The organism is Streptomyces sp. NPDC090077, assembly GCF_044747545.1.
In the GTDB taxonomy this organism is placed as follows: Bacteria; Actinomycetota; Actinomycetes; order Streptomycetales; family Streptomycetaceae; genus Streptomyces.
This window is the reverse complement of record NZ_JBIVEG010000018.1, coordinates 51,679-73,054: the sequence shown is the minus strand read 5'-3', so window position 1 is coordinate 73,054 and position 21,376 is coordinate 51,679. Positions and strand designations below refer to the sequence as shown.

18 protein-coding genes are annotated in these 21,376 nt (G+C 74.3%); 12 read left to right on the top strand and 6 right to left on the bottom strand.

The window, feature by feature from the left end; translation table 11 throughout:
- Positions 1-63: 63 nt before the first annotated feature.
- Entirely contained in the window at positions 64-1,362 is a 1,299-nt protein-coding gene (locus tag ACIPW5_RS26490; RefSeq protein WP_401249645.1) for an LCP family protein, read from the bottom strand.
- 201 nt (positions 1,363-1,563) lie between these two features.
- Here ACIPW5_RS26490 and ACIPW5_RS26485 point away from each other — a divergent pair, with 201 nt between their 5' ends.
- The 3 genes from ACIPW5_RS26485 to ACIPW5_RS26475 all read left to right on the top strand — a co-directional run bounded on the left by ACIPW5_RS26485 (position 1,564) and on the right by ACIPW5_RS26475 (position 3,501).
- On the top strand, positions 1,564-2,070 hold the full coding sequence (locus ACIPW5_RS26485) for a RidA family protein (RefSeq protein ID WP_401249642.1): 507 nt from the start codon (positions 1,564-1,566) through the stop codon (positions 2,068-2,070).
- 181 nt (positions 2,071-2,251) lie between these two features.
- Positions 2,252-2,680: a tyrosinase family oxidase copper chaperone gene (locus ACIPW5_RS26480; RefSeq protein WP_401249639.1), complete on the top strand. Its 429-nt coding sequence runs from the start codon at positions 2,252-2,254 to the stop codon at positions 2,678-2,680.
- Positions 2,677-3,501 carry a tyrosinase family protein gene (locus ACIPW5_RS26475; RefSeq protein WP_401249636.1) on the top strand — a complete coding sequence of 275 codons (825 nt, stop codon included), beginning with the start codon at positions 2,677-2,679 and terminating at the stop codon, positions 3,499-3,501. Before ACIPW5_RS26480 ends, ACIPW5_RS26475 begins: the two co-directional genes overlap by 4 nt.
- A gap of 73 nt (positions 3,502-3,574) precedes the next feature.
- Here the strand turns inward: ACIPW5_RS26475 and ACIPW5_RS26470 are convergent, their stop codons facing one another.
- Positions 3,575-5,074: an MFS transporter gene (locus ACIPW5_RS26470; protein WP_401249633.1), complete on the bottom strand. Its 1,500-nt coding sequence runs from the start codon at positions 5,072-5,074 to the stop codon at positions 3,575-3,577.
- A gap of 141 nt (positions 5,075-5,215) precedes the next feature.
- Here ACIPW5_RS26470 and ACIPW5_RS26465 point away from each other — a divergent pair, with 141 nt between their 5' ends.
- Positions 5,216-5,998 carry an aminotransferase class IV gene (locus tag ACIPW5_RS26465; protein WP_401249630.1) on the top strand — a complete coding sequence of 261 codons (783 nt, stop codon included), beginning with the start codon at positions 5,216-5,218 and terminating at the stop codon, positions 5,996-5,998.
- A 52-nt stretch (positions 5,999-6,050) separates the two neighbouring features.
- On the opposite strand, the gene zapE is transcribed toward ACIPW5_RS26465, so the two are convergent.
- The 3 genes from zapE to ACIPW5_RS26450 form a co-directional block, all read right to left on the bottom strand.
- The gene (gene zapE / locus ACIPW5_RS26460; protein WP_401249627.1) at positions 6,051-6,827 is read right to left on the bottom strand and encodes a cell division protein ZapE; all 777 of its coding nucleotides are present in this window, start codon (positions 6,825-6,827) and stop codon (positions 6,051-6,053) included.
- A gap of 61 nt (positions 6,828-6,888) precedes the next feature.
- Positions 6,889-7,515 carry a TetR/AcrR family transcriptional regulator gene (locus ACIPW5_RS26455; protein ID WP_401249625.1) on the bottom strand — a complete coding sequence of 209 codons (627 nt, stop codon included), beginning with the start codon at positions 7,513-7,515 and terminating at the stop codon, positions 6,889-6,891.
- A 127-nt stretch (positions 7,516-7,642) separates the two neighbouring features.
- Positions 7,643-11,590, bottom strand: a complete 3,948-nt coding sequence (locus ACIPW5_RS26450; protein WP_401249622.1) for a type I polyketide synthase — start codon at positions 11,588-11,590, stop codon at positions 7,643-7,645.
- Positions 11,591-11,923: 333 nt separating this feature from the next.
- Here ACIPW5_RS26450 and ACIPW5_RS26445 point away from each other — a divergent pair, with 333 nt between their 5' ends.
- The 3 genes from ACIPW5_RS26445 (at position 11,924) to ACIPW5_RS26435 (ending at position 15,209) form a co-directional block, all read left to right on the top strand.
- Positions 11,924-13,105: a hypothetical protein gene (locus ACIPW5_RS26445; protein ID WP_401249619.1), complete on the top strand. Its 1,182-nt coding sequence runs from the start codon at positions 11,924-11,926 to the stop codon at positions 13,103-13,105.
- Positions 13,106-13,208: 103 nt separating this feature from the next.
- Positions 13,209-14,057, top strand: coding sequence for a zinc-binding dehydrogenase (locus tag ACIPW5_RS26440; protein WP_401249616.1), 849 nt, complete (start codon positions 13,209-13,211; stop codon positions 14,055-14,057).
- A gap of 156 nt (positions 14,058-14,213) precedes the next feature.
- Positions 14,214-15,209: a glutathione S-transferase family protein gene (locus ACIPW5_RS26435; protein WP_401249613.1), complete on the top strand. Its 996-nt coding sequence runs from the start codon at positions 14,214-14,216 to the stop codon at positions 15,207-15,209.
- Positions 15,210-15,281: 72 nt separating this feature from the next.
- On the opposite strand, the gene ACIPW5_RS26430 is transcribed toward ACIPW5_RS26435, so the two are convergent.
- On the bottom strand, positions 15,282-16,868 hold the full coding sequence (locus tag ACIPW5_RS26430) for an FAD-dependent monooxygenase (RefSeq protein WP_401249610.1): 1,587 nt from the start codon (positions 16,866-16,868) through the stop codon (positions 15,282-15,284).
- A gap of 86 nt (positions 16,869-16,954) precedes the next feature.
- On the opposite strand from ACIPW5_RS26430, the gene ACIPW5_RS26425 reads away from it, so the two are divergent.
- The 5 genes from ACIPW5_RS26425 (at position 16,955) to ACIPW5_RS26405 (ending at position 21,366) form a co-directional block, all read left to right on the top strand.
- Positions 16,955-18,022, top strand: coding sequence for an aldo/keto reductase (locus ACIPW5_RS26425; RefSeq protein ID WP_401249607.1), 1,068 nt, complete (start codon positions 16,955-16,957; stop codon positions 18,020-18,022).
- Positions 18,023-18,164: 142 nt separating this feature from the next.
- A complete protein-coding gene (locus ACIPW5_RS26420; RefSeq protein ID WP_401249604.1) occupies positions 18,165-19,259 on the top strand; it encodes a ScbA/BarX family gamma-butyrolactone biosynthesis protein in 1,095 nt (364 codons plus the stop codon).
- Positions 19,260-19,281: 22 nt separating this feature from the next.
- The gene (locus tag ACIPW5_RS26415; RefSeq protein WP_401249601.1) at positions 19,282-20,028 is read left to right on the top strand and encodes an HAD family hydrolase; all 747 of its coding nucleotides are present in this window, start codon (positions 19,282-19,284) and stop codon (positions 20,026-20,028) included.
- A 48-nt stretch (positions 20,029-20,076) separates the two neighbouring features.
- The gene (locus ACIPW5_RS26410) at positions 20,077-21,111 is read left to right on the top strand and encodes a 3-oxoacyl-ACP synthase III family protein (protein ID WP_401249598.1); all 1,035 of its coding nucleotides are present in this window, start codon (positions 20,077-20,079) and stop codon (positions 21,109-21,111) included.
- Between the two features lie 54 nt (positions 21,112-21,165).
- A complete protein-coding gene (locus tag ACIPW5_RS26405; RefSeq protein WP_401249596.1) occupies positions 21,166-21,366 on the top strand; it encodes a hypothetical protein in 201 nt (66 codons plus the stop codon).
- Positions 21,367-21,376: the final 10 nt, after the last annotated feature.

The following is a 21,376-nucleotide window of genomic DNA, read 5'->3' as shown; positions in this document are numbered from 1 at the left end:
CCCCGGGCAGCCCGTACGGCTGCCCGGGGGGCCTTTTCGGCATCCGCCGGGTACGGCGGTGGGTCAGGGGGCCGGGCAGCGGAGGGCGTTCGCGGTGACGGGGGCGCCGTCGGCCTTGTTGCGGTCCCAGGTCACCGGCACGACCCGGACGGGGGTGGTGCCGACGGTGACCTCGAAGGTGCCGTCGTGGCCCGGCACCGGGTTCAGCCGGGCGCCGGGGAGGGCTGCCGCGAGAGTGGCCGCGTCGGCCCCCGCCGCCGGGGCGTACGTGATGACCGGCGGGCCCTCGGGGCGTACGGGGGGCACGGGGCCGGCGCTCGCCCGGAAACCGCCCCGGGCGAGGGCCTCGGCGACGGCCGGGTCGTCCACGCGGAGCCGGATGGCGGCCGGGTTGGTCTCGACGGGGGTCTCGGGGACGGGCTGGATGCGGGGGTCGCCGGTGATGGGGCGGTCGTCCTCGAGGGCGTCCCAGAGGGCGGCGGCGCGGGACTCGTGCCAGACCAGGGTGGAGCCGACCCCGGGGACGCGGTGGTCGAAGAGCCGGATGGGGACGGTGGCGAACTCGGTGCGGTCGGCGCGGAGCCGGCCGAGGGCCCAGCCGATGCGGACGAGGTCGTGCAGGTCCGTGTCCGCGTCGGTGCGCACCGTCTTGAGGAGGGTGCGGACGGTGCGGGCCGTGCTGACGGGGCCGGACAGGGCCCCCTCGGCGGTGAGGCGGGCCAGCAGGTTGGTGACGGTGCGCTGCTGGCGGCGGACCCGGCCGAGGTCGCCGGGCCGGGTGTTGACGTGGCGGGCCCGGACGTAGCGCAGGGTCCGGTTGCCGTCGGTGTGGTGGACGCCGGCGGTGATGTCGAGGCCGGAGCCCTCGTCGTGGAGGGGTTCGTCGGTGCAGACGGTCGCGCCGCCGAGGTTGTCGACGGTCTGCTCGAAGCCGGTGAACCCGGTCTCCAGGTAGTGGTCGACGCGGAGGCCGGTGACCTGTTCGACGGTGCGCACGGTCAGCGGGCCGCCGCCGATCGCGTACGCGCCGTTGATCTTCCCGAAGCGGGGCGGGCCGGGCAGCGGGTACTGGACGTAGGAGTCGCGGGGGATGGAGACGACGCTGGCGCGGCGCCCGTTCGCGGAGAGGTGCAGGAGCATCATCACGTCGGTGCAGTTGCAGCCCTGGCCGCCGACGTGCAGGCGGCGCTTCTCGGCGGCGGAGAGGCCGGCGCGGCTGTCGACGCCGACGACGAGGACGTTCGTGCCGCGGCTGCCGCCGCCGTCGCCCGCGCGGCGCTCGGCGGACAGGGCGTACGGGCCGGTGTGGGCGCCCGCGGCGAGGGTGGCCAGCAGCGTGAGGGCAACGGTGAGTCGACGCAACGCGCATCCCCTGACGTGGTGAGGTGAGGTGGCGGAAGCCGCGGGAGGACCGTACTGCCGCGGCCCGTGGCGGGTGGGGGTTACGCGCCGTGGCGGACGCCCGGATTGCCCAGTGGTTCGACTCGCGTTCGAGGCGTTCTCCTTCGCGCCCTGGCAGCTTCGGTGACGCGAGGCTCCACTGGGAACGGAAGGACGACGGGAATGACCAAGTCAAGGCGCAAGTTCGGCATCGCCACCGTGGTGGCCGCGACCGCTGCAGCGATGATCACGTTCGTGGGACCGCAGGCGAGTGCGCAGGACACGGCGCGCCGCGGCTGGGACCACTTCAACCACGGGGTGGCGTGGGAGGAGACCTACGGCTACTCGCAGGCCATCAAGGCCGGGGACGAGATCTACATCTCGGGCCAGCTGTCGCACGACGCGGCCGGCAACCTGGTGGGCGTGGGCGACTTCGAGAAGCAGGTCCGCGTGTCATTCGAGAACCTGGACAAGGTCCTCAAGCACTACAAGGTGCCCCGCAGCCAGATCATCAGCATGAAGATCTACACCAAGGACCTGCGCCAGAACTTCGACACGGCCGCCCGCCTCCACAAGGAGTACGTCGGCAAGCACCGCACGACCGACACCATCGTCGGCGTCTCCGACCTGGCCTTCGCCGACCAGCTGGTGGAGATCGAGGCGATCGTGAAGGTCAAGCCGCGCTCCTGACCGAGTGCGCCGCGCGGTGAGCACCGCGCACCCCCCTCTGCAGCCCGCGCCCGGGTCCGGTTCCACCGGCCCCGGGCGCGGGCTGTCGGCGTGGGACCGCAGAACGGCGCAGGAGTCGGTGGCATGTTCATGCAGGGGCCACTGATCAGCGGGTTTCGGCCTTCTGGTACTTCTTCAGGCCATGAAGAAGATCACTCGCCGACAGGCTCTGGGGATCGGTGCCGGGGCGTCCGTCGCCCTGGGGCTGAGCGCCTGCTCGTCCTCGTCGGCCCCGACTCCGGCAGCCGGTGCCTCGGGTGCCTCCGGGGCGCCCGGCGCCTCCGGTGCGCCCCTGTCGATACCCACCGGCGGCATCGACGAGGTGTACGAGGGGCGCCGCATCCAGATCACGCTGGGCGCCCCGGGGCACCACGGCATGCCGGTCCCCAACATCAAGATCGACGGCAAAGAGCTGCACCTGATGGGGAACGCGGACGGCAGCTGGGTCACCGTCGTCAACCACTACGAGAGCTTCCCGGACCCGATCGCGGCCGCCCGCGCCGCCATCCGTGACCTCCAGGGCGCCGAACTCGCCCCGTTCACGCTCCCGAAGGAGGCTCCGCAGCTGTGACCGTGCGCAAGAGCGTGGCCGCGCTGACGCCCGACGAGAAGCGGGCCTTCGTCAACGCGGTGCTGGAGCTGAAGCGGACCGGCGTCTACGACCGGTACGTCAACGCCCACAACTACTACCTGATGAGCGACTCGGACTTCGGGCCCCGGATCGGGCACCGCACCCCGTCCTTCCTGCCCTGGCACCGGCGGTTCCTGCTGGACTTCGAGGCCTCGCTCCAGCGGGTGGACCGCAACGTCGCGCTGCCGTACTGGGACTGGACCGTCGACCGGGCGCCCAACTCCCCGCTGTGGGCCTCCGACTTCATGGGCGGCAGCCGGCGCGGCCGGGACGGCCAGGTGCTCGACGGTCCGTTCGCCTACACCGGCGGCCGGTGGCCGGTGACGGTGGGCGTGGACCGCCGCGACTACCTGCGGCGCGTCCTCGGGTCGGGGGTGCCGCAGCTGCCGACCCGGGCCGAGGTGGACGCGGTGCTCGCGATGCCCGTGTACGACACCGCGCCCTGGAACAGCTCGTCGAGCGGGTTCCGCAACCACCTGGAGGGCTGGCGCGGGACCAACCTGCACAACCGGGTCCACGTGTGGGTGGGCGGGCACATGGCCACCGCGGCCTCCCCCAACGACCCGGTGTTCTGGCTGCACCACGCCTTCATCGACAAGCTGTGGGCGGACTGGCAGGCCCGCAACCCCAAGGCCGGCTACCTGCCCGCGTCCCGGACGCAGAACGTGATCGACCTGCGGGGCGTGCTGCCGCCGTGGAACAACGTGACTCCGGCCGACATGCTGGACCACCGCCGGTTCTACACCTTCGACCGGCCGTGACCGGCCGGTCGTGAAAGGGCCCGCGCCCCCTCGGGAGGGGGCGCGGGCCGCTGCGCGGGTGCCGTGGCGCCGGTCAGACGGCGGCGGGCTCGGACGCGGCGGGCTCGGCGGGCCCGGTCCGCTTGCGGTCCCGCATCACCAGGGCGGCGAGGACCGCGGCGGCCAGGATGGCCGCGGCGCTGATGGTGAAGGTCGTCGACATCGAGGCGGTGAAGGCCTCGCGGGCCGTGCGCACCATGCCCTCGTCCCCGCCGGCGGCGGCCAGGGCCCCGGCGATGGAGTGCCTGGCCTGCTCGGGCGATCCGGCCGGCATCCCGTCGGCGAACCCGGAGGCGAGGAGCGAGCCGAGGATCGCGATGCCGAGGGCGCTGCCGGCCTGGCCGATGGTGTCGTTCAGGGCGGAGCCGACGCCCGCCTTCTCCTCGGGGATGGTGGCCATCAGGGCGCCGACGGCGGCCGGCATGGCCGCACCCGCGCCGAGGCCGAGCAGGCCGAGGGCGACCGCCGGGACGGTGAAGCCGCTGTCGGGGGAGGCGGTGGTCAGCAGGGCGAAGGAGCCGGCCATCACGATCATGCCGCCCACGATCAGGGGGCGGTTGCCCACCTTCGAGGCGAGGCCGGCGCCCGCGCCGTTGCCGATCAGGGCGGCCACGGCGAGCGGGACGAAGGCCAGGCCGGCCTTGAGGGGCGAGTAGCCGAGGACGAACTGCAGGTACTGGGTCAGGACCAGCAGCAGGCCGCCGTTGCCGATCTGGACGAGGGTCAGGGAGAGCGAACCGCCGCTGAAGTTGCGGTTCTTGAAGAGGACCAGCGGGACCATCGGGGAGGGGGTGACGTTCTCCCAGATCACGAAGCCGGCGAGGCAGGCCACCGCGACGGCGAGGGTGAGCGAGGAGCGGCCCTCGAAGGCACCGTGCCGGGGGATCTCGATGATCCACCACACCAGGGCGGTCATGCCGACGGCGGAGAGCACGGCGCCCAGCGGGTCGGGCTTCTGCCGGAGGCCCTTGGACTCGGGCATCAGGGTGAGGGCGGCGATCACGGCGAGGACGACGACCGGGACGTTGATGAAGAAGATCGACTGCCAGGAGAAGTGGTCGATCAGGACGCCGCCGAGGACCGGGCTGCCCACCAGGCCGAGCATGGAGACCGAGCCCCAGGCCGCCATCGCCTTGGGCCGCTCGTCCTCCTGGAAGACGGTGATCAGGATGGAGAGCGTGGACGGCATGATGAGCGCGCCGCCGACGCCCATCGCGACGCGTGCGGCGATCACCTCACCGGGGCTGGAGCAGTAGGTCGCGGCCAGCGAGGCCGCGCCGAAGAGGACCAGGCCGACCAGCATGACCAGGCGCCGGCCGTAGCGGTCGCCGAGGCTGCCGGAGGTGAGCAGGAGACCGGCGAAGACCAGGATGTAGGAGTCGAGGATCCACTGGGTGTCCTGCGCGCTCGCACCGAGGTCCGTGGTCAGGGACGGCACCGCGACCGTCAGGGCCATGGAGTCGACCACCAGGACCAGCGAGCTCAGGCACAGCACGATCAGGATCCACCAGCGGCGGGGGTTCCTGCTTTCCATGGGTCTTTCCCTTTCGTCTTCGTCGGTGCGTCCCGTTGACGAGGCCCACTCGGCGCGTACACCGTTCCGGTGATGCGCACACTGTACGCACAAGGAGTACGGCGTACGCAAGAGGGTGGGCGGCGTTCTATGCTCCGGGGCATGACGACGAGGTCGGCGGGTGCCGGTGAAGGCGGGGAGCGGGTCCTCCTGTACGGGCCGGAAGGGCTCGTCGAGGGCGAGGCGGCCGGGGAGCTCGCGGCGGCCGACTCCTGGCTGGTGGAGGACGGCCGGGTACGTGAACTGCCCGCGCACTGGCGTCGGTTCGCCGCCGCCGTGGCCGAGGCGGGCGGGCCCGCGCCGGAGGGCTTCCCGGAGGCCGCCACCCGGGCGCTGCCCCGGCGGGGCTGCTGGTTCCCCCGGGTGGAGCTGGTGGACGGACGGCTGCAGCTGCGGGTGCGGCCGGCGCCCCCGCGGACGGACGCGGTACGGCTGTGGGCCGGGGGCGGGGACCCGCGGCGCACGCCCCGGCGCAAGGGGCCGGACCTCGGGACGCTGGGGAGGCTGCGGGCGCGGGCCGTCGCGGCGGGCGCCGACGACGCGCTCCTCGTCGGCGACGACGGCCTCGTGCGGGAGACGGCCACGGCGAACCTGGTCTGGTGGGACGGGGACGCGCTGTGCGTCGTCGATCCCGGGCTGCCGGTCCTGGCGGGGGTGACCGTGGCGTGGGTGGTGCGGCGCGCCGCCGGGCTGGGTGTCGCGGTGCGGCGGTGCCGGGTGCCGGTCGCGGAGCTGGGCGGGCGCGAGGTGTGGGTCGCCAACGCGCTGCACGGGCTGCGGCCGGTCACCGGGTGGGTGGGGGCCGACGTGGCGGCCGGTCCCGCCCCGCGGGTTGAGGAGTGGCGGGCCGCCTGGGCCTCGGCCGCCGAACCCCTGCCGCGGTAGCGGCGCGGGTCCGGCGGGCCGCACCCAGGGGGGCGACGGACCGGCGGCCGGCTCAGTGCGCGCCGGAGTCGGCCGCGGCGGACAGCAGCGACAGGCGGCTCGCGGTCCGGTTGACGTCGAGCGGCAGGTTCTCGCCGCGCAGTACGTCGTCGAGCGGCGCCTCGCCGACGAGGACGAGGCGTACGTCCCGGTCGCAGAGCACGTCGACGAGGTTGGCGAAGCGCTGGGCGGCGTCCCGGTCCTCCCCGGCCAGGCGGGGCAGGCCGGAGAGCACCCAGACGGGGAAGCGGTCCGCGGCCGCCAGGTAGTCGCCGGTGGAGTTCGGCCGGTCGCACAGGTCGTGGAAGTCGAACCAGACCAGGTCGCCGCGGACCGCGAGCGCGGGCACGGTGCGTCCGCCGGTCACCTCCACCGGCTGCGCTTCGCCGGCCGCGGGCGGGGTCAGGCCCTGCCCGGCGAGCTGTTCCGCGGTGCCGGGCCAGAGGTAGGCACCGCGTTCGAACTCGGAGCGGGCCGCGCCGGACGCGTACGCGGCCCGGTAGTCGCGGCCGCCGCCGAGCTCGACGACGTCCATGGTCTCTTCGAGGATCCTGATGGCGGGCTCGAACATCTCGTGGAAGACCGGGTTGGGGAGCAGGCCGGCCGGGGGGTAGTTCGAGGTGGTGAGGAGGGTGATCCGCTGGTCGAGGACGGACCGGAGCACCCGGCCGATGAGCATGGCGTCACCGGCGTCGTGGACGTGGAACTCGTCGAAGACGAGGAAGCGGCAGTCGCCGAGGAGTTCGGCGACGGCCCGGTCGGTGACCCGGCGGTCGTGCGGCCGTCCCAAGGCCGGATCACCGCGGGTGTTCCCCCGCCCCGGTCCGGGACCGGGGCGGGGGAACGGCCCCTCAGGAGCCGTCGGGCGCCAGCGGCATGATGCCGTCGAGGACGGTCTCGCAGGCGGTGTGCAGGTCGGCCGCCAGGTCGCACTCCCCCTCGGGGCGCTGCACCCAGCGGAAAACGGTGCCGAAGTAGACGTCGCGCAGCAGCAGCCCGGCGAGGCGCGGGTCCACGGTGTCGGGGACCTGGCCGCGCCGGCGGGCCTCGACCACGAAGTCGCCCAGCATGTCGCTGAGGTAGGGCTCCTCCTGGAGGAGGTAGCCCGCCTTGACCCAGGCCGTGGTGAGGGCGCGGGTCAGGGCGGGGTCGCGCAGGCTGATGTCGGCGAGGAGGCCCATGCACTCCAGGAGTGCCCGGCGGGGGTCGGTCTCCGTGGCGGCGGCGAGGCCCTCGCGGAGCACGTCGCGGCGCTTGGCGCCCCACTCGGTGATGAGGTCCTCCTTCTTCTGGAAGTGGTTGAAGAAGGTGCCGCGCGCCACGTCGGCCCGCTCGGCGATCTCGTCGACGGTGGTCTGGTCGTACCCCTGGTCCGCGAAGAGCTCGATGGCGGCGTAGTAGATGCTGTCGCGGACCCGCTGCTTGTTGCGCTCGCGGCGGCCTTGTGGCGGACCTGCGGTGATGTTGCTGCTGGTCATGTGTGGGGGGTCTCCTGTCGCGCAACCGCCGGCGCGCAGGGCCGCAGGCCTCACTGACGTTGTCAGCGGCGGGAGACGGTCCGCCGCACCGGCGCCTATACCTTTTGTATCACGATCAATTTATGCATCACAGTACAGCTTCCATCATGGATGACACAGCCGGACCTGCGGCTATGGCTCGAATGCTCAGGTCTTCGAGGAGCAGCCGGACCGGAATCTCCCAGTCCAAGGTGGAGCGCAGGTCGCGGCTCAGCTGGGTGGCCGTCAGGGAGTCGATGCCGTAGTCGCGCAGCGAACGGCGCACGTCGATGCGCTCGGGGGTCATGCCCAGCACCCGCGCGGCCCGGGCGACGAACTGGGTGGTGCGGTCCGCCGGCCGTCTCTCACGCTCCTCCTCACGTCGCTCCTCCCGCGTGTACGACTCCTGCGGCGCGGGACCGGTTCCGTACGCCGCCCGGACGGGGGCGGTTCCGTACGCCGCCCGGACGGGGACCGGGCGCTGCCGCCGGGGTTCGATCCCGAGGGCGGAACGCAGCCGGGCCGACACGGTGGGGGCCGCGCCGATGCGGCGCACGAGGATGTCGTGGAACTCGGCGAGCACCCGGCCGTCCGGGCCGACGACGTGGACGGCGGCCCGGGCCGCGTCCCCGCGCAGCAGCGGGGTGACGGTGGCGTGGACCCAGAACTCCTCGGTGAGCCCGGCGTGGAAGCGGACCCGCCCGAAGGACTCGGCGGTGTAGGCGCGGTGGTCGCCGGGGGTCTGGGGCAGGGCGGCGAGCAGCGGGAGGAAGCAGGCTTCCCAGGCCCCCTGTTCGGAGACGCCGGGGCCGGGCCGGGACATCTGGGCGATGGCTTCGCCGCCGCGCAGCCACAGGTGGCGCAGGGTGCGCAGGGCGGGCAGGACCTCGTACCCGCGGCGGCCCGCGCCCGCGAGGAACTCCCGGGGCGTCAGGTGGCGGCGGCAGCGGGCGAGGGCGGCGTCGATGTCGGCCGGGCGGTAGCGGGAGGGCTCGGCGGGGGTGGTGTCGAGGTCGGCGCGCAGGCACGGGCGGGGCGAGGGGCCGGTGGTGTCGACGCGGGCGGTGAAGGAGCCGGGCCGGGCGGGGTCCAACCGGATCCGTACGGCGCGGGTGGCGCCCTCGGCGGGGGCTTCGACGAGTTCCTCGCCGACGAGGGCGCGGGTGATGGTGACGGTTTCGGCGCGGGCGGCGGTGCGGGCCAGCTCGTGGAGGTGGGCGAGGTGGGCGACCGGGGGGACGGGGGTCAGGCCGCGCAGCCGGATCCCGGCGATCCGGTGGTCGTACGCGATCTCGGCGGCGTGGCTGCGGCCGACGGGGGCGCCGGCGGGCGTGACGGCCTGGGGGCGGCGCAGGGGCTCGGTCTCCCAGGGGTAGGCGGGCAGCGGGGCGGGGCGTGCGCGGTCGCGGAACCAGCGCTCCCAGTGGACGGTGCCGCCGAGGGCGAAGTAGGCGCCCAGGGAGCGGGCGAGGGTCAGGGCCTCGTCCTCGGGGTCGCGGCGGCTGGTGGAGGTGACGACGGCGGCGGGGGCGCCCAGCTCCCGGAGGGTCTCCTCGACGGCCCCGCTCAGCAGGGGGTGGGGGCTGATCTCGACGAAGACGTTCTCGCCCTCCTTGGCCAGGTGGCGGACGGAGTCGGCGAACCGGACGGGGCGGCGGAGGTTGTCCGCCCAGTAGCCGGCGTCGAGTTCGCCGCCGTCGAGGTAGGCGGTGCGGACGGTGGAGTGCATGGGGGTGCGGGCCGGGCGGGGGGCGAGGTGGGCGAGCAGGCCGAGCAGGTCCTCGCGCAGCGGGTCCATGGCCGGGCAGTGCGAGGCGACGTTGGTCCGCACGAGGCGGTGGAAGACGCCCCGCTGCTCCAGCCGGCGGGCGATCCGGCGCAGGGCGGCGCGGTCGCCGGCCAGCACGGTGCTGGTCGGTGCGTTCTCGGCGGCCACGCAGACGTCCGGCTCGTCCGCGATGAGGTCCAGGGCCTGCTGGGGCAGGAGTTCCACGGCCAGCATGGCGTTCTGGCCGGTGGTGCGCTGGAGGAGGGCGCTGCGGCGGCAGATGACGGCGGCGGCGTCGGCGAGGGAGAGGGCTCCGGTGGTGGCCGCGGCCGCCGGTTCGCCCATGCTGTGGCCCACGCAGACCTCGGGGTCGACGCCCATGTCCCGCCAGTGCGCGGCGAGCGCCGTCTGGACGGACCACAGCAGCGGCTGGAGGGTGTCGACCCGGTCGGGGAAGTCGTAGGTGTCGGGGGCGGCGGCCACGAGTTCGCGTACGGACCGGCCGGTCTCGGCGCGGACGGCGGTGTCGCAGGCGTCGAGGGCGGCGCGGAAGGCCGGTGAGGAGGACAGCAGCGAGCGGCCCATGCCGGGCCACTGGGCGCCCTGGCCGGGGAAGACGAACACCGGGCGGCGGGGGCCCGCGAAGCCGGCTTCGCCGGTGCCGCCGGCCGGGGTGGGCCGGTCCTCGGCGAGGGCCCGCAGGGTGAGGGCGAGTTCGTCGTGGTCGGCTCCGGTCGCCCAGAGCCGGTGGGGGTGGGCGTCGCGGCGCAGGGCCGCGGTGGCGCAGAGGTCCCACAGGGGGTGGTCCCGGCCCGCTCCGCCGGGGGCGAGGTGGGCGGCGTGGGCGAGGGCGAGGCGGCGCAGGGCGGCGGGCGAGTGCGCGCTGAGGACCAGCAGGTGGGTGGGGCGGTCCGGGGGCAGTTCGGTGGGACCGTGCGGGAGTTCGGCGGGCCGGGGCGCGGGCGAGGCGACGACGACGTGGGCGTTGGTGCCGGAGAGGCCGAAGGAGCTGACGCCGGCCACGACGGGGGCGGGGTCCGCGGGGGCGGCCGGTTCCCCGGCGGCGGAGGCGTCGGCCGCGGGCTCGTTGGCGGTGACCAGCCGCAGCGGGGCGTCGGGCCCTTCGAGCAGCGGATGCGGGCTGGTCGCGTGCAGCGAGGCGGGGACGGTGCCGTGGCGGACGATCAGCACGGTCTTGACGAGGCCCGCGATGCCCGCCGCGGCTTCGGCGTGCCCGATGTTGGTCTTGACGGAGCCGATCCGCAGGGGGCGCCCGGCGGGGCGGTGGCCGCGCACGGCCTCGGCGAGCGCGAGCAGTTCGACCTCGTCGCCGGTGGGGGTGCCGGTGCCGTGGGCCTCGACGTAGTCCAGCCGGGCGGGGTCCGCCCCGGCGCTGCGCCAGGCGTTCCGGATCATCGCGGTCTGGCCCTGGACGGCGGGGCGGATCAGGGAGCCGCTGGCCCGGCCGTCGTTGGTGACGGCGCTGCCGGGGAGCAGGGCGAGGACGGGGTCGCCGGCGGCGAGGGCGTCGCGCAGCCGTTTGAGGACGACGACGGCGACGCCCTCGCTGCGCACGAAGCCGTCGGCGGCGGTGTCGCCGAACCGGCAGCGGCCGGCGGGTGAGAGCATCGCGGCCTGCGAGTAGGCGACGGCTTCGTGGGGGGACAGGATGACGTTGGCCCCGCCGGCGACGGCGAGGTCGCTCTCGCCGGTCAGCAGGCTCTGGCGGGCCATGTGCACGGCCACCAGGGACGAGGAGCAGGCGGCGTCGAGGGTGACGCTGGGGCCGCGCAGGTCGAGGTCGTAGGAGATGCGGCCGGCGGCCATGGCGCGTACGCCGCTGCCCGCGACCTCCCTGAGGGTGTGGGCGCCGAGGTCCTCGCCGCGGGTGTACTCGGCGGTGGCCTGGCCGATGAACACCCCGGCTTGGGTGCCCGCGAGCGACGAGGGGCGGATGCCCGCCCCGTCCAGCGCCTCGCGTAAGACGAGCAGCAGGAGCCGGTGTTGGGGGTCCATGGCGGCGGCGTCGGCGGGAGCGATCCCGAAGAACTCCGTGTCGAAGCCGAAGGGGTCGTCCAGGAAGCCGCCGTAGCGGGAGTCCGTCTTGCCGGGAACGCCCGGCTCCGGTGTGTAGTACGCGTCGATGTCGAAGCGGTCCGCCGGTACGGCGGTCACCGAGTCGGTGCCCGCGACCAGGTTGTCCCAGAACTGCCCGATGCTGTTGGCCTGGGGGAACCTGCATCCCATGCCGACGACCGCGACGGTCGTCTCTTCGTTCCACGCTGCCACGAGAGCCCCCTCGATGGGTGTGAGTGCGCGGGAGCCGCCTCCCCGCAGCTCCACCGCGCCTCGATCGTAGTTCAAGTCTGTACCCCGGAACAATGATGGATCGGGGGCCATATCCGGACTCTTCCCGTCCACAACCCTTCCGCTTCCCAAACTCGTTGGGCTGTAGTAGAAAGTTAGACCCGAGCCCAAGAATGAACCTCAGTCGGGCCCGTGAGCGAGAAGGGGTGAACTCCATTGGCTCCGCGCATGTCACAGCGAACGGCGTTACCGGGGACGGGCTCAGAGACAGGGGCAGGAGCACCGGACGGACCCGGCGGCCCCGGCGGACCCGGCGTGCCGGACGGCACGGACGGCCCGGACCTCGCCGGCGAACTGCCGGACCTGCTGCGCCGGGCGGTGCGGATCCCCGCGCTCCGGGCGAAGTACGCCCCTCTCCCGGCCACCGGTCCGCTGCGCCTGACGGACCTTCCGGTGCTGACCCGGCAGGAGCTGGCGCGGGCGACCGAGGAGGTGCTGGCCTCCGGTACCCAGGCGGCCGCCTCGCTGGTCTGGGCGGACGGCGGCACGGTCCGCGCGCCCGCGCTGAGCCTGCTGCCGGACGACATGTTCGCCGAGCGGGTGCGCGGCGCGTGGAGCCCGCTGGGCCCCACCGACGTGCTGGTGAACCTGCACTCCTGCGAACGGCTGCGCCCCGACCACCACTTCTTCAACCGCTTCGCCGCCGCCTCGGGCGCCGCCTGCCTGCCGCTCGGCCCGTTGCCGGACGGCGCGCAGGACGGCTGGCTGGACTTCTTCGCCCGGACCGGGGTGACCGCCCTGAGCGCGCCGCCCGAGACGGTCGCCCGGCTCGCGGGCGCCGCCGGCGCCGGCCGGCCGCTGCCCTGGCTGCGCACCCTGCTGCTGGGCGGGACCCTGCACGACACCACGTCCGACGCCCTGCTCGCCGACCGCTTCCCGTACACCCGGGTCTGGCGCCTGTACGGGTCCCCGGCCACCGGGGTCGTGGCGCAGCACGGTCCGCACTGCCTGGCCGGGCTCTACCACCCGCTGCCGCACCAGCTGGTCGAGGTCGTCGACGGGCAGGTGCTGGTCACCACCCTCGACGCCCGCCGCGATCCGCCGCTGATCCGGTACGCGACGGGTGAGCTCGGCGAGTACGCGCACTGCGTCTGCGGCACCGGGGGGCCCGCCCTGCGGCTGTTCGGCCCCGCCGACCCGTACTTCCGCCTGCACGGGCGGGGGGTGTCGGCCCGGGAACTGGTCGATTCCGCCCTGGCCACCGGCGAGGTGACGGCCGCCCAGGTGGCCGTGAGCGGGGGCCGGCGGGTGCAGCTGCGGGTGGTGCTGGCCGCCGGGGTCCCGGACGACCACTACACCCACGACTGGATCAGGTACCAGGTGCTGGAGAGCCGGCTGAGCCTGCCGTCCTTCGTCCTGGACCAGCCCGAGGTCTTCGACGTGGTCGCGGTGGACCGTCTGGACGGGGCCCCGCTCCTGGCAGCCGATGAGTTCTGACCCGCCGATGAGTTCTGAACCGACGACGCGTTCCGACCCGCCCCACCGCATTCCGGATCACGAGCCGTACGAGGAAACACCACCAGGTACGAGAGGAACTTCCATGTCCTACCAGTCCCCCACCCTTCCTTCCCTCCAGGGCGCCGCCGAGCAGGCCGAGGACGAGATCCTGATCGCCGTGCGCGCGGTGGCCCCCGAGATCGACGAGATGATCCGGGCCGAGCCGCTCCCCGAGGGCTGGCTGCCGGGCTGGGACGTCGCCGGGGTCGTCCTCAAGGCCGCCCCCGAGGGGTTCAGCCCGCAGCCCGGCGACCGGGTGGTGGGCGTGGCCACGGGTACCGAGTGGGGTTCGTACATGACCCTGCCCTCCGAGTACGCCGTGGTCCTGCCCGACCACGTGAGCTTCGAGCAGGCCGCCGCGCTGCGGGTGGCGGTGCTGACCGCGCTGCGCCTGGTGCGGGGCGCCGGTTCGGTGGCGGGCCGCCGGGTGCTGGTCACCGGCGCGGGCCGGGGCATCGGCCGGCTGCTGGTGGAGCTGGCGGCCGCGCTGGGCGCCGAGGTGACCGCCGTGGTGCGGGACGCCGGGGAGGCCGCGGAGGCGGTGCGGCTGGGCGCCCGCCGGGTGGTGACCGCGGACACCGTGTCCGAGGCCTTCGAGGGCTCCTTCGACCTCGTGTACGAGGCCGCCGCGGGCGATCTGATCGCCGCCGGGCGGGGGCTGACCGCCGACGGCGCGACGGTGTTCCTGTACGAGAGCTTCGCCCCGCAGGGCGCCGACATCGGCTTCTTCCGCTTCTTCGGCGGGCCCGAGCAGGCGGGGCTGCGGCACTTCGTCTTCCGTACCGCGACGCCCGAGGACCGCGAACTGGCGCAGCTGCTGGACCTGCTGACCACGGGTGAGCTCTCCCTCGGACGGGCCGCCGCCGTCGCGGACCACCGGATCAGCGCCTGACCGACGTCCCCCTCCCCCTCCCCCCCTCCCCCTCCCCCACCGGAGCCCTCCTGCCGCGCGGTCGCGGCGGGAGGGCTCGGCGGTGTGTCCAGGAGGGGCGGTGGAGCGCCGCTGGAGCGGGCGCTCGCCGCCGCCGTTCCTGGGTAGGCCCGGAGGATGAGCAACGTACGCCCCGACAAGGGGTACACGCGGGACAGCCGGTACATCACCACCCGGATCACCGCCGACGGACGCGACGGTTTCCCGGTGGAGGCGGGCCGCTACCGTCTCGTGGTGAGCCGCGCCTGCCCCTGGGCGCACCGCGCGACGATCGTCCGCCGGCTCCTCGGGCTGGAGAAGGCCCTGCCCCTGGCCGTGGCCGGGCCCACGCACGACCAGCGCAGCTGGACCTTCGACCTCGACCCGGACGGCCGCGACCCGGTGCTCGGGATAGAGCGGCTCCAGGAGGCGTACTTCGCCCGCTTCCCGGAGTACGACCGGGGCATCACCGTGCCCGCGATCGTGGACGTGCCGAGCGGCGAGGTGGTCACCAACGACTACGCGCAGATCACCCTGGACCTGTCGACGGAGTGGGCGGCGTACCACCGCGAGGGGGCGCCGGAGCTGTACCCGGCCGCACTGCGGGCGGAGATCGACGCGGTCAGCGAGGAGATCTACACGGACGTGAACAACGGCGTCTACCGCGCCGGGTTCGCCAAGTCCCAGGAGGCGTACGAGGAGGCGTACGGGGCGCTCTTCGACCGCCTCGACCGGTTCTCGGAGCGGCTGGAGCGGTCGCGCTACCTCGTCGGCGACACGATCACCGAGGCGGACATCCGGCTGTTCACCTCGCTGGTGCGCTTCGACGCCGTCTACCACGGCCACTTCAAGTGCAACCGGCAGCGGCTCTCGGACATGCCGGTGCTGTGGGCGTACGCGCGGGACCTGTTCCAGACGCCCGGCTTCGGGGACACGGTCGACTTCGACCACATCAAGCAGCACTTCTACGTCGTGCACAGCCACATCAACCCGTCCGGGATCGTGCCCGCCGGCCCCGACCCGTCGGGCTGGCTGGAGCCGCACGGCCGGGAGGCGCTGGGCGGGCGCCCGTTCGGGGACGGCACCCCGCCCGGGCCGCCGCTCGCGGAGGAGGCCGTCCCGCCGCTGGGCTGAGGCGTCGGGCCGGGCGGCGTACGCAGGAGGGGGCGGCCCCGGGGCCGCCCCCTCCGTGCCGTCCGCGGGGTGTCAGTCCCGTGCGGCCGGGCCCAGCCATGCGGCGAGTTCCTCCAGCAGCCGCCCGGTGTCGCGCTCGTGGCCGTGCGCGGCGATGTGCCCGTCGGGCCGGATCAGGTAGTAGCCGGCCCGGCCGCAGCCGGTCGGGCGGCGGGCGGAGCCGGCGGCCAGGTCCACGGCGCGCACCTGGGGCCAGGGGGCGGCGAGGGCGCGGAGCTGGGTGCGCCAGGCGGCGGCCGTGCCCCGGCAGACGACGGCGAGGGTCCAGCCCGGCGCCTGCGCGCCCGGCCCGGCGATGCCGTGGGCGAGGGCCAGCTCGCGCGGGAAGACGGCGCCCACCTCCAGCGCCCCGGGCAGTTTCGCGCGGGCGGCGCAGCCGCCGCGGCCGGACGGCAGCTGGGTGGGGCGCTGCGCGGGGTAGGAGAGGCGGCGGCCGGCCATGACGGGGGCGTAGAGCCTGAAGGCGCCGGTGCGTTCGGCGGCGCGGAAGGCGGCGTCGCGGGCGGCGACGGCGAGCCGGCCGCGGACCAGCCAGCCGCGGGTCTGGATGTCGGTGTCGCGGACCACCCGGCGGACCACCGCGGAGCGTTCGGCCCCGTAGTCGCGGAGCAGTGCGGCCGGGGCCTCGCCGCGGACGACGGCGGCGATCTTCCAGGCGAGGTTGTGGGCGTCCTGCATCCCGGTGTTCATGCCCTGGCCGCCGGCCGGGCTGTGCACGTGGGCGGCGTCGCCGGCGATGAAGACGCGGCCGAGCTGGTAGGTGCCGGCGTGCCGGGCGTGGATGCGGAAGACGGTCTCCCAGAGGGGTTCGAGGAGGCGGACCCCGCGCGGGCCGCGTTCGTCGACGATCTGCTGCATCCGCTCCTTGCCGGCGTTCTCGCCGGGGGCGAGGCTGGAGAAGAACCGGTAGACCCCGTCGGGGAGGGCGACGATGACGAGGGCCCCGGCGGGCGACTGGTAGTAGAGGGCCTGGTCGGGCGGGAGGGTGCCCTCGATCCGGGCGTCGACGAGGGCGAAGGCGCTCTCGTAGGTGCTGCCTTCGAATCCGCTGCCGAGCTGGGCGCGGACCGCGCTGGAGGCTCCGTCGGTGCCGATGACGAAGGGGGCGCGGGTGCGTTCTATGCGGCCGTCGGCGTGTTCCAGTACGGCGGTGACGGGAGCGGTCCCGTCGATGCGGCCGGCGAAGTCGAGGTCCTCCAGGGTGAGCAGGCGCACGCCGTGCTCGACCTTGCCGCCGAGGGCGTGCATGCGGCGGCGCAGGATCTCCTCGGTCTCGTTCTGCGGGAGGCAGAGCGGGGCGAGGTGCTGGGGGAAGTCGAAGGTCGCCAGCCGGGTGCGGTCGGAGAAGTAGCTGAACGCGTTGATCTGGAGGGCGGCGGCGCGCAGGTCGTCGAGGATGCCGAGGTCCTCGAAGAGGTCGAGGCTGCGCGGCCACACCAGCAGGGCCTTGGGGAGCGGTGAGGGCTCGGGGGCCCGGTCGACGACGCGTACGCGCACGCCGCGGCGCAGGAGTTCGCAGGCGGCCGTCATCCCGGTCGGTCCGGCGCCGACGACCAGCACGTCGTAGGGCTCGGGCTCCGGGGGCGGGGTGGTGGACATGAACGCTCCTCCATCTCATTGACGACTACTATCAGATGTCTTATGGTTCATCGCAATCTTATACACCGATCGCAGGAGAAGAGAAGATGCGCTACCGCTACCTCGGCGACACCGGCCTGTCCGTGTCCGAACTGTGCTTCGGCGCCATGACCTTCGGCGGCGCGGCGAGCTTCCTGGGGGCCGACGACCGCAACTGGTCCGAGTTCGGCACCGTCGACGACTCCAACGTGCTGGCGATGATGGACCAGGCCCTCGACGCCGGCATCAACTTCTTCGACACCGCGGACGTCTACAAGAACGGCATGGGCGAGGAGTTCTTCGGCCGCACCCTGAAGAAGGTCCGCGACCGCGTCGTCATCGGCACCAAGGGCCGCTGGCGCATCACCGACGACCCGAACGACGTCGGCGCCACCCGCCACCACCTGATCGCGGCCGTCGAGGCCAGCCTGCGGCGGCTGGACACCGACTACATCGACCTCTACCACATCCACGGCTTCGACCCGCGGACCTCGCTGGACGAGACCCTGCGCGTGCTCGACGACCTGGTCCGCTCCGGCAAGGTCCGCTACATCGGCGTCTCCAACTTCGCCGGCTGGCAGCTGATGAAGGCCCTGTCGGTCTCCGAGCGCCGCAACCTGAACCGCTTCGTCTGCTACCAGGGCTACTACAACATCGCCGCCCGCGACCTGGAGCGCGAGATCATCCCGCTCGCCGTCGACCAGAACGTCGGCATCACCGCCTGGTCGCCGCTGGCCGGGGGCTTCCTCACCGGCAAGTACCGCCGGGGCGAGGGCCGTCCCGAGGGCAGCCGGCTCTCCCAGCGCACGGCCGCCGAGTCGGCGCCGCTGACCGACCCCGACCAGGCGTACGACATCGTCGACGCCATGGCGCAGATCGCCGAGGACCGCGGGGCGACCGTGGCCCAGGTCGCGCTCAACTGGGTGCTGGCCAAGCCCGCGATCGCCTCGGCGGTGGTCGGCGCGACCAAGCCGCACCAGCTGGCCGACAACCTCCGGGCGATGGAGTGGACCCTCACCGAGGACGAGCTGGCCCGCCTCGACAAGGTCAGCGAGACCCCGGCGCCGTACCCGTACTGGCACATCGGCACGGTCGGCGCCGACCGCAAGCTGCCGGGCGACGTCTACCCGGCCTGAACCCGCCGCCCCGCCGCCTCCCCCGCCGGCGGGACCGGCGCGGCCGCGGCGGCCCGGCCCCGGGCCGCCGCGGCCACCTCCCCCGTACGCGCACCGACCCACCAACGGGAACCACCACCACCGCGACAGGAAGCCAGGCCCCATGACCACTGCACCCGCCGCCGCGCCCGTGGCCGCGCCCGCGCCGCCCGCGCCGTCCGCCGCGCTCCCCGCCCTGGACTACTCACGTACCGTGGACCGGCTGCTGGTCCACCGGGACGCCCTGGGAGAGGTCTTCCTGACCGACCTCCAGCCGATCGACGAACAGCGCTACGCGGCGGGCGCCCAGCTGCCCCGCTCGCACGCCTACTACGGGGACCACCTGCTGCGCCCCGGCTGCTACGACCCGTTGCTGCTCCTGGAGGCCTGCCGGCAGGCCACCCTGGCCGGGGCGCACCGCTTCTACGGCGTCCCGTCGGACAACAAGTTCATCCTGACGCACCTGCGGCTGCGCCTGGACCGGCCGCAGATGGTGGTGGTGAGATCCGCGCCGATCGCGCTGGCCCTGCGGGTCACCATCGTGGACCGCAAGGAACGCGAGGGCCGGGTCACCGGCCTGGACTACGAGATCGACCTGACCGTGGGCGGCGTGGTGATCGGGCAGGCGGCCGTCGGGCTGCGCTTCAAGACGCCGACCGGCTACCTCACCCTGCGGCTCAACAACCGCGACGGGCTGGCGCTGCCGTCCTCGGCCGCGTACCCGGCGAGCACGCCGGGCACGCCGCTGGCGCCGCACCTGGTCGGACGGGCCAACCCGGACAACGTGGTCCTGGTGGACACCGTGGTCGCCGGGGACACCGCGCAGGCCCTGCTGCGGATACCGGCGCAGCACGCCAGCCTGTTCGACCACCCGCAGGACCACCTGCCGGGCATGGTCATCGCCGAGGGGGCCCGCCAGCTGGCCCTGTTCGCCGCCCTGGACATCCGGGGGCTGGCCGGCGCGAAGACCCTCGTCACCGAAGTGGACGTGGTCTTCACCCGGTTCGGCGAGCTGGAGGACGAGACGGTGCTGACCGCCCGGGCCGACGGCGGTCCGTACGACGGCCCCCTCTACACCCAGGGCGGCGTCCTGGAGGCGGAGGAAGCGGACGGGGCGGGCGCGCCGCCGCTCCAGCAGGTGCCCGTGCGGGTGGAGGCGACCCAGCGGGGCGAGTCGCTGTGCGTCTTCTCCTTCGTCCTGACCCGCCTGACGGCCTGAAGCGGAAGGAGGCCACGCGCAGATGACGACGATGACGGCCGCGACGACGGCAACGGCCGGAGCACGGGAGGCGGTGCCGGCCGGCACCGCGGCGGGGGCGGTGAGCGGCGCGGCGTTCAGCGACGTGGACGAGACCCTGATCCACATGAAGAGCATGTTCCGCTTCCTCGCGTTCCACCTGCGCCGGCGCGGCGAGCCGCCGGCCACCTACGAACGGCTGGCGGACGGCCTGCGGGCCGCGGCCCGGCGCGGTGAGCCCCGGGAGCAGGTCAACCGGCGCTACTACCGGCTGCTCGCGGGCGAGCCGGTCGGGCTCCTGGAGCGCAGCGGGCGGTCCTGGTTCGCCCACGAGCAGGCACAGCCCGGCGGCCCGTACGTCCCCGAGGTGGCCCGGGAACTGCGCGCGCACCGGGCGGCGGGGCGCTCCGTGGTCCTGCTCTCGGGCTCCTTCTTCGCCTGTCTCCAGCCCGTCGCCGAGGACATCGGCGCCGACCACGCGCTGGGTTCGCGCCCGGTGGTGCGGCGCGGTCTGCTCACCGGCGAGGTGCTGGTCCCGATGATCGGCGCGGCCAAGGGGCGCGCGGTGGAGCTGAGCGCGGCCCTGCGCGGCTTCGACCTCGCCGCGTGCTCGGGTTACGGCGACCACTCCAGCGACCTGCCGCTGCTCGGCGCGGTGGGACGCCCGGTCGCCGTGGGCGACGACCCCGAACTGGCCGCCCACGCCCGCCGCCACGGCTGGCGGCGGCTGGCCTCCGGCGGACGTGCCTGACCTCGTGGCGGGCCGCGTCCGGCGGCCCGCCCCACCTCTGGAGAGACCATGAATCGCATCGGAATCCTGGCCACCGGCTCCTATCTGCCGTCCACGGTGGTCGGCAACGAGGAGGTCGCCCGCAGTGCGGGGGTGACCGACGAGTGGATCGTGCGCAAGACCGGCATCCGCGAGCGGCGCCGGGCCGACGACCGCGACGCCACCTCCGACCTGGCGGCCCGGGCGGCCCGGGCGGCCCTGGAACAGGCGGGCGTGGCCGCGCGGGACGTGGCGTACATCGTGCTGGCCACGTCCACGCCCGACCACCCGCAGCCGGCGACGGCGAGCATCGTGCAGCACCTGATCGGGGCGGAGAACGCCGCCGCCTTCGACATCAACGCCGTGTGCAGCGGCTTCGTCTACGCCACCACGGTGGCGGAGCGGCTGCTGCGGGCCGCCGAGCCGGGGCGCCACGCCCTGGTGATCGGCGCGGACATCTACTCCCGGATCCTCGACCACTCCGACCCCAAGACCGCCATCCTGTTCGGGGACGGGGCCGGGGCGGTGCTGCTCGGCACGGTCGCCGCGGACCGGGGCATACGCGAGACGAGCCTGCTCACGCGCGGGGACCAGTACCGGCTGATCAGCGTTCCGGCGGGCGGCAGCCGGATGCCGGCCAACGACCGCACCCTGCGCGAGGGCGCCCACTTCTTCCGGATGGACGGACGCGGTGTGCGCAGCTTCGTCCAGGACAACCTGCCGGGCGCGCTGCACGACCTGCTGGCGAAGGCCGGGGCGCGTCCCGAGCACATCCGGCACTTCGTCCCGCACCAGGCCAACGCGGTGATGCTGGGCGAGGTCTGGCCGGCCCTCGGCCTGTCCGGCGCCACCATGCACCTGGCGATCGAGCGGTACGGCAACACGGGCTCGGCCTCCGTGCCCGTCACCCTGGACCTCGCGCACCGCGCGGGCCTGTTCGCCGACGGGGACAGCGTCCTGCTGGCCGGGTTCGGCGGCGGGATGACCGTGGGGGCCGTGCTGGCCGACTGGGCCCCCACCGCCTGCGCCCGGCCGCGCACCCAGGAGCTGGCCGCCGTCCGCTGACCCGCCCGTATCCGCCCGCTCCCGCCCACCGCCCCGTTCGAGAAAGGCACTGCCATGCACACGCACACCCTCGACAGCGGGTACGCCGCCGCCCCTTCCTCCGCCGGGGCGGACGAGGAGGCCGATGTCCGGGCACTGCTGCGCGCCCGGACGGTCCGGCAGCGGCGGGCGGTGCTGCGGCACTCCGTGGAACGGTCCCTGCACACCAGGCTGTTCGGGGACGGGCCGGTCACGGCCGGCGCGTCCCCGAACTGACAGGTTCCTT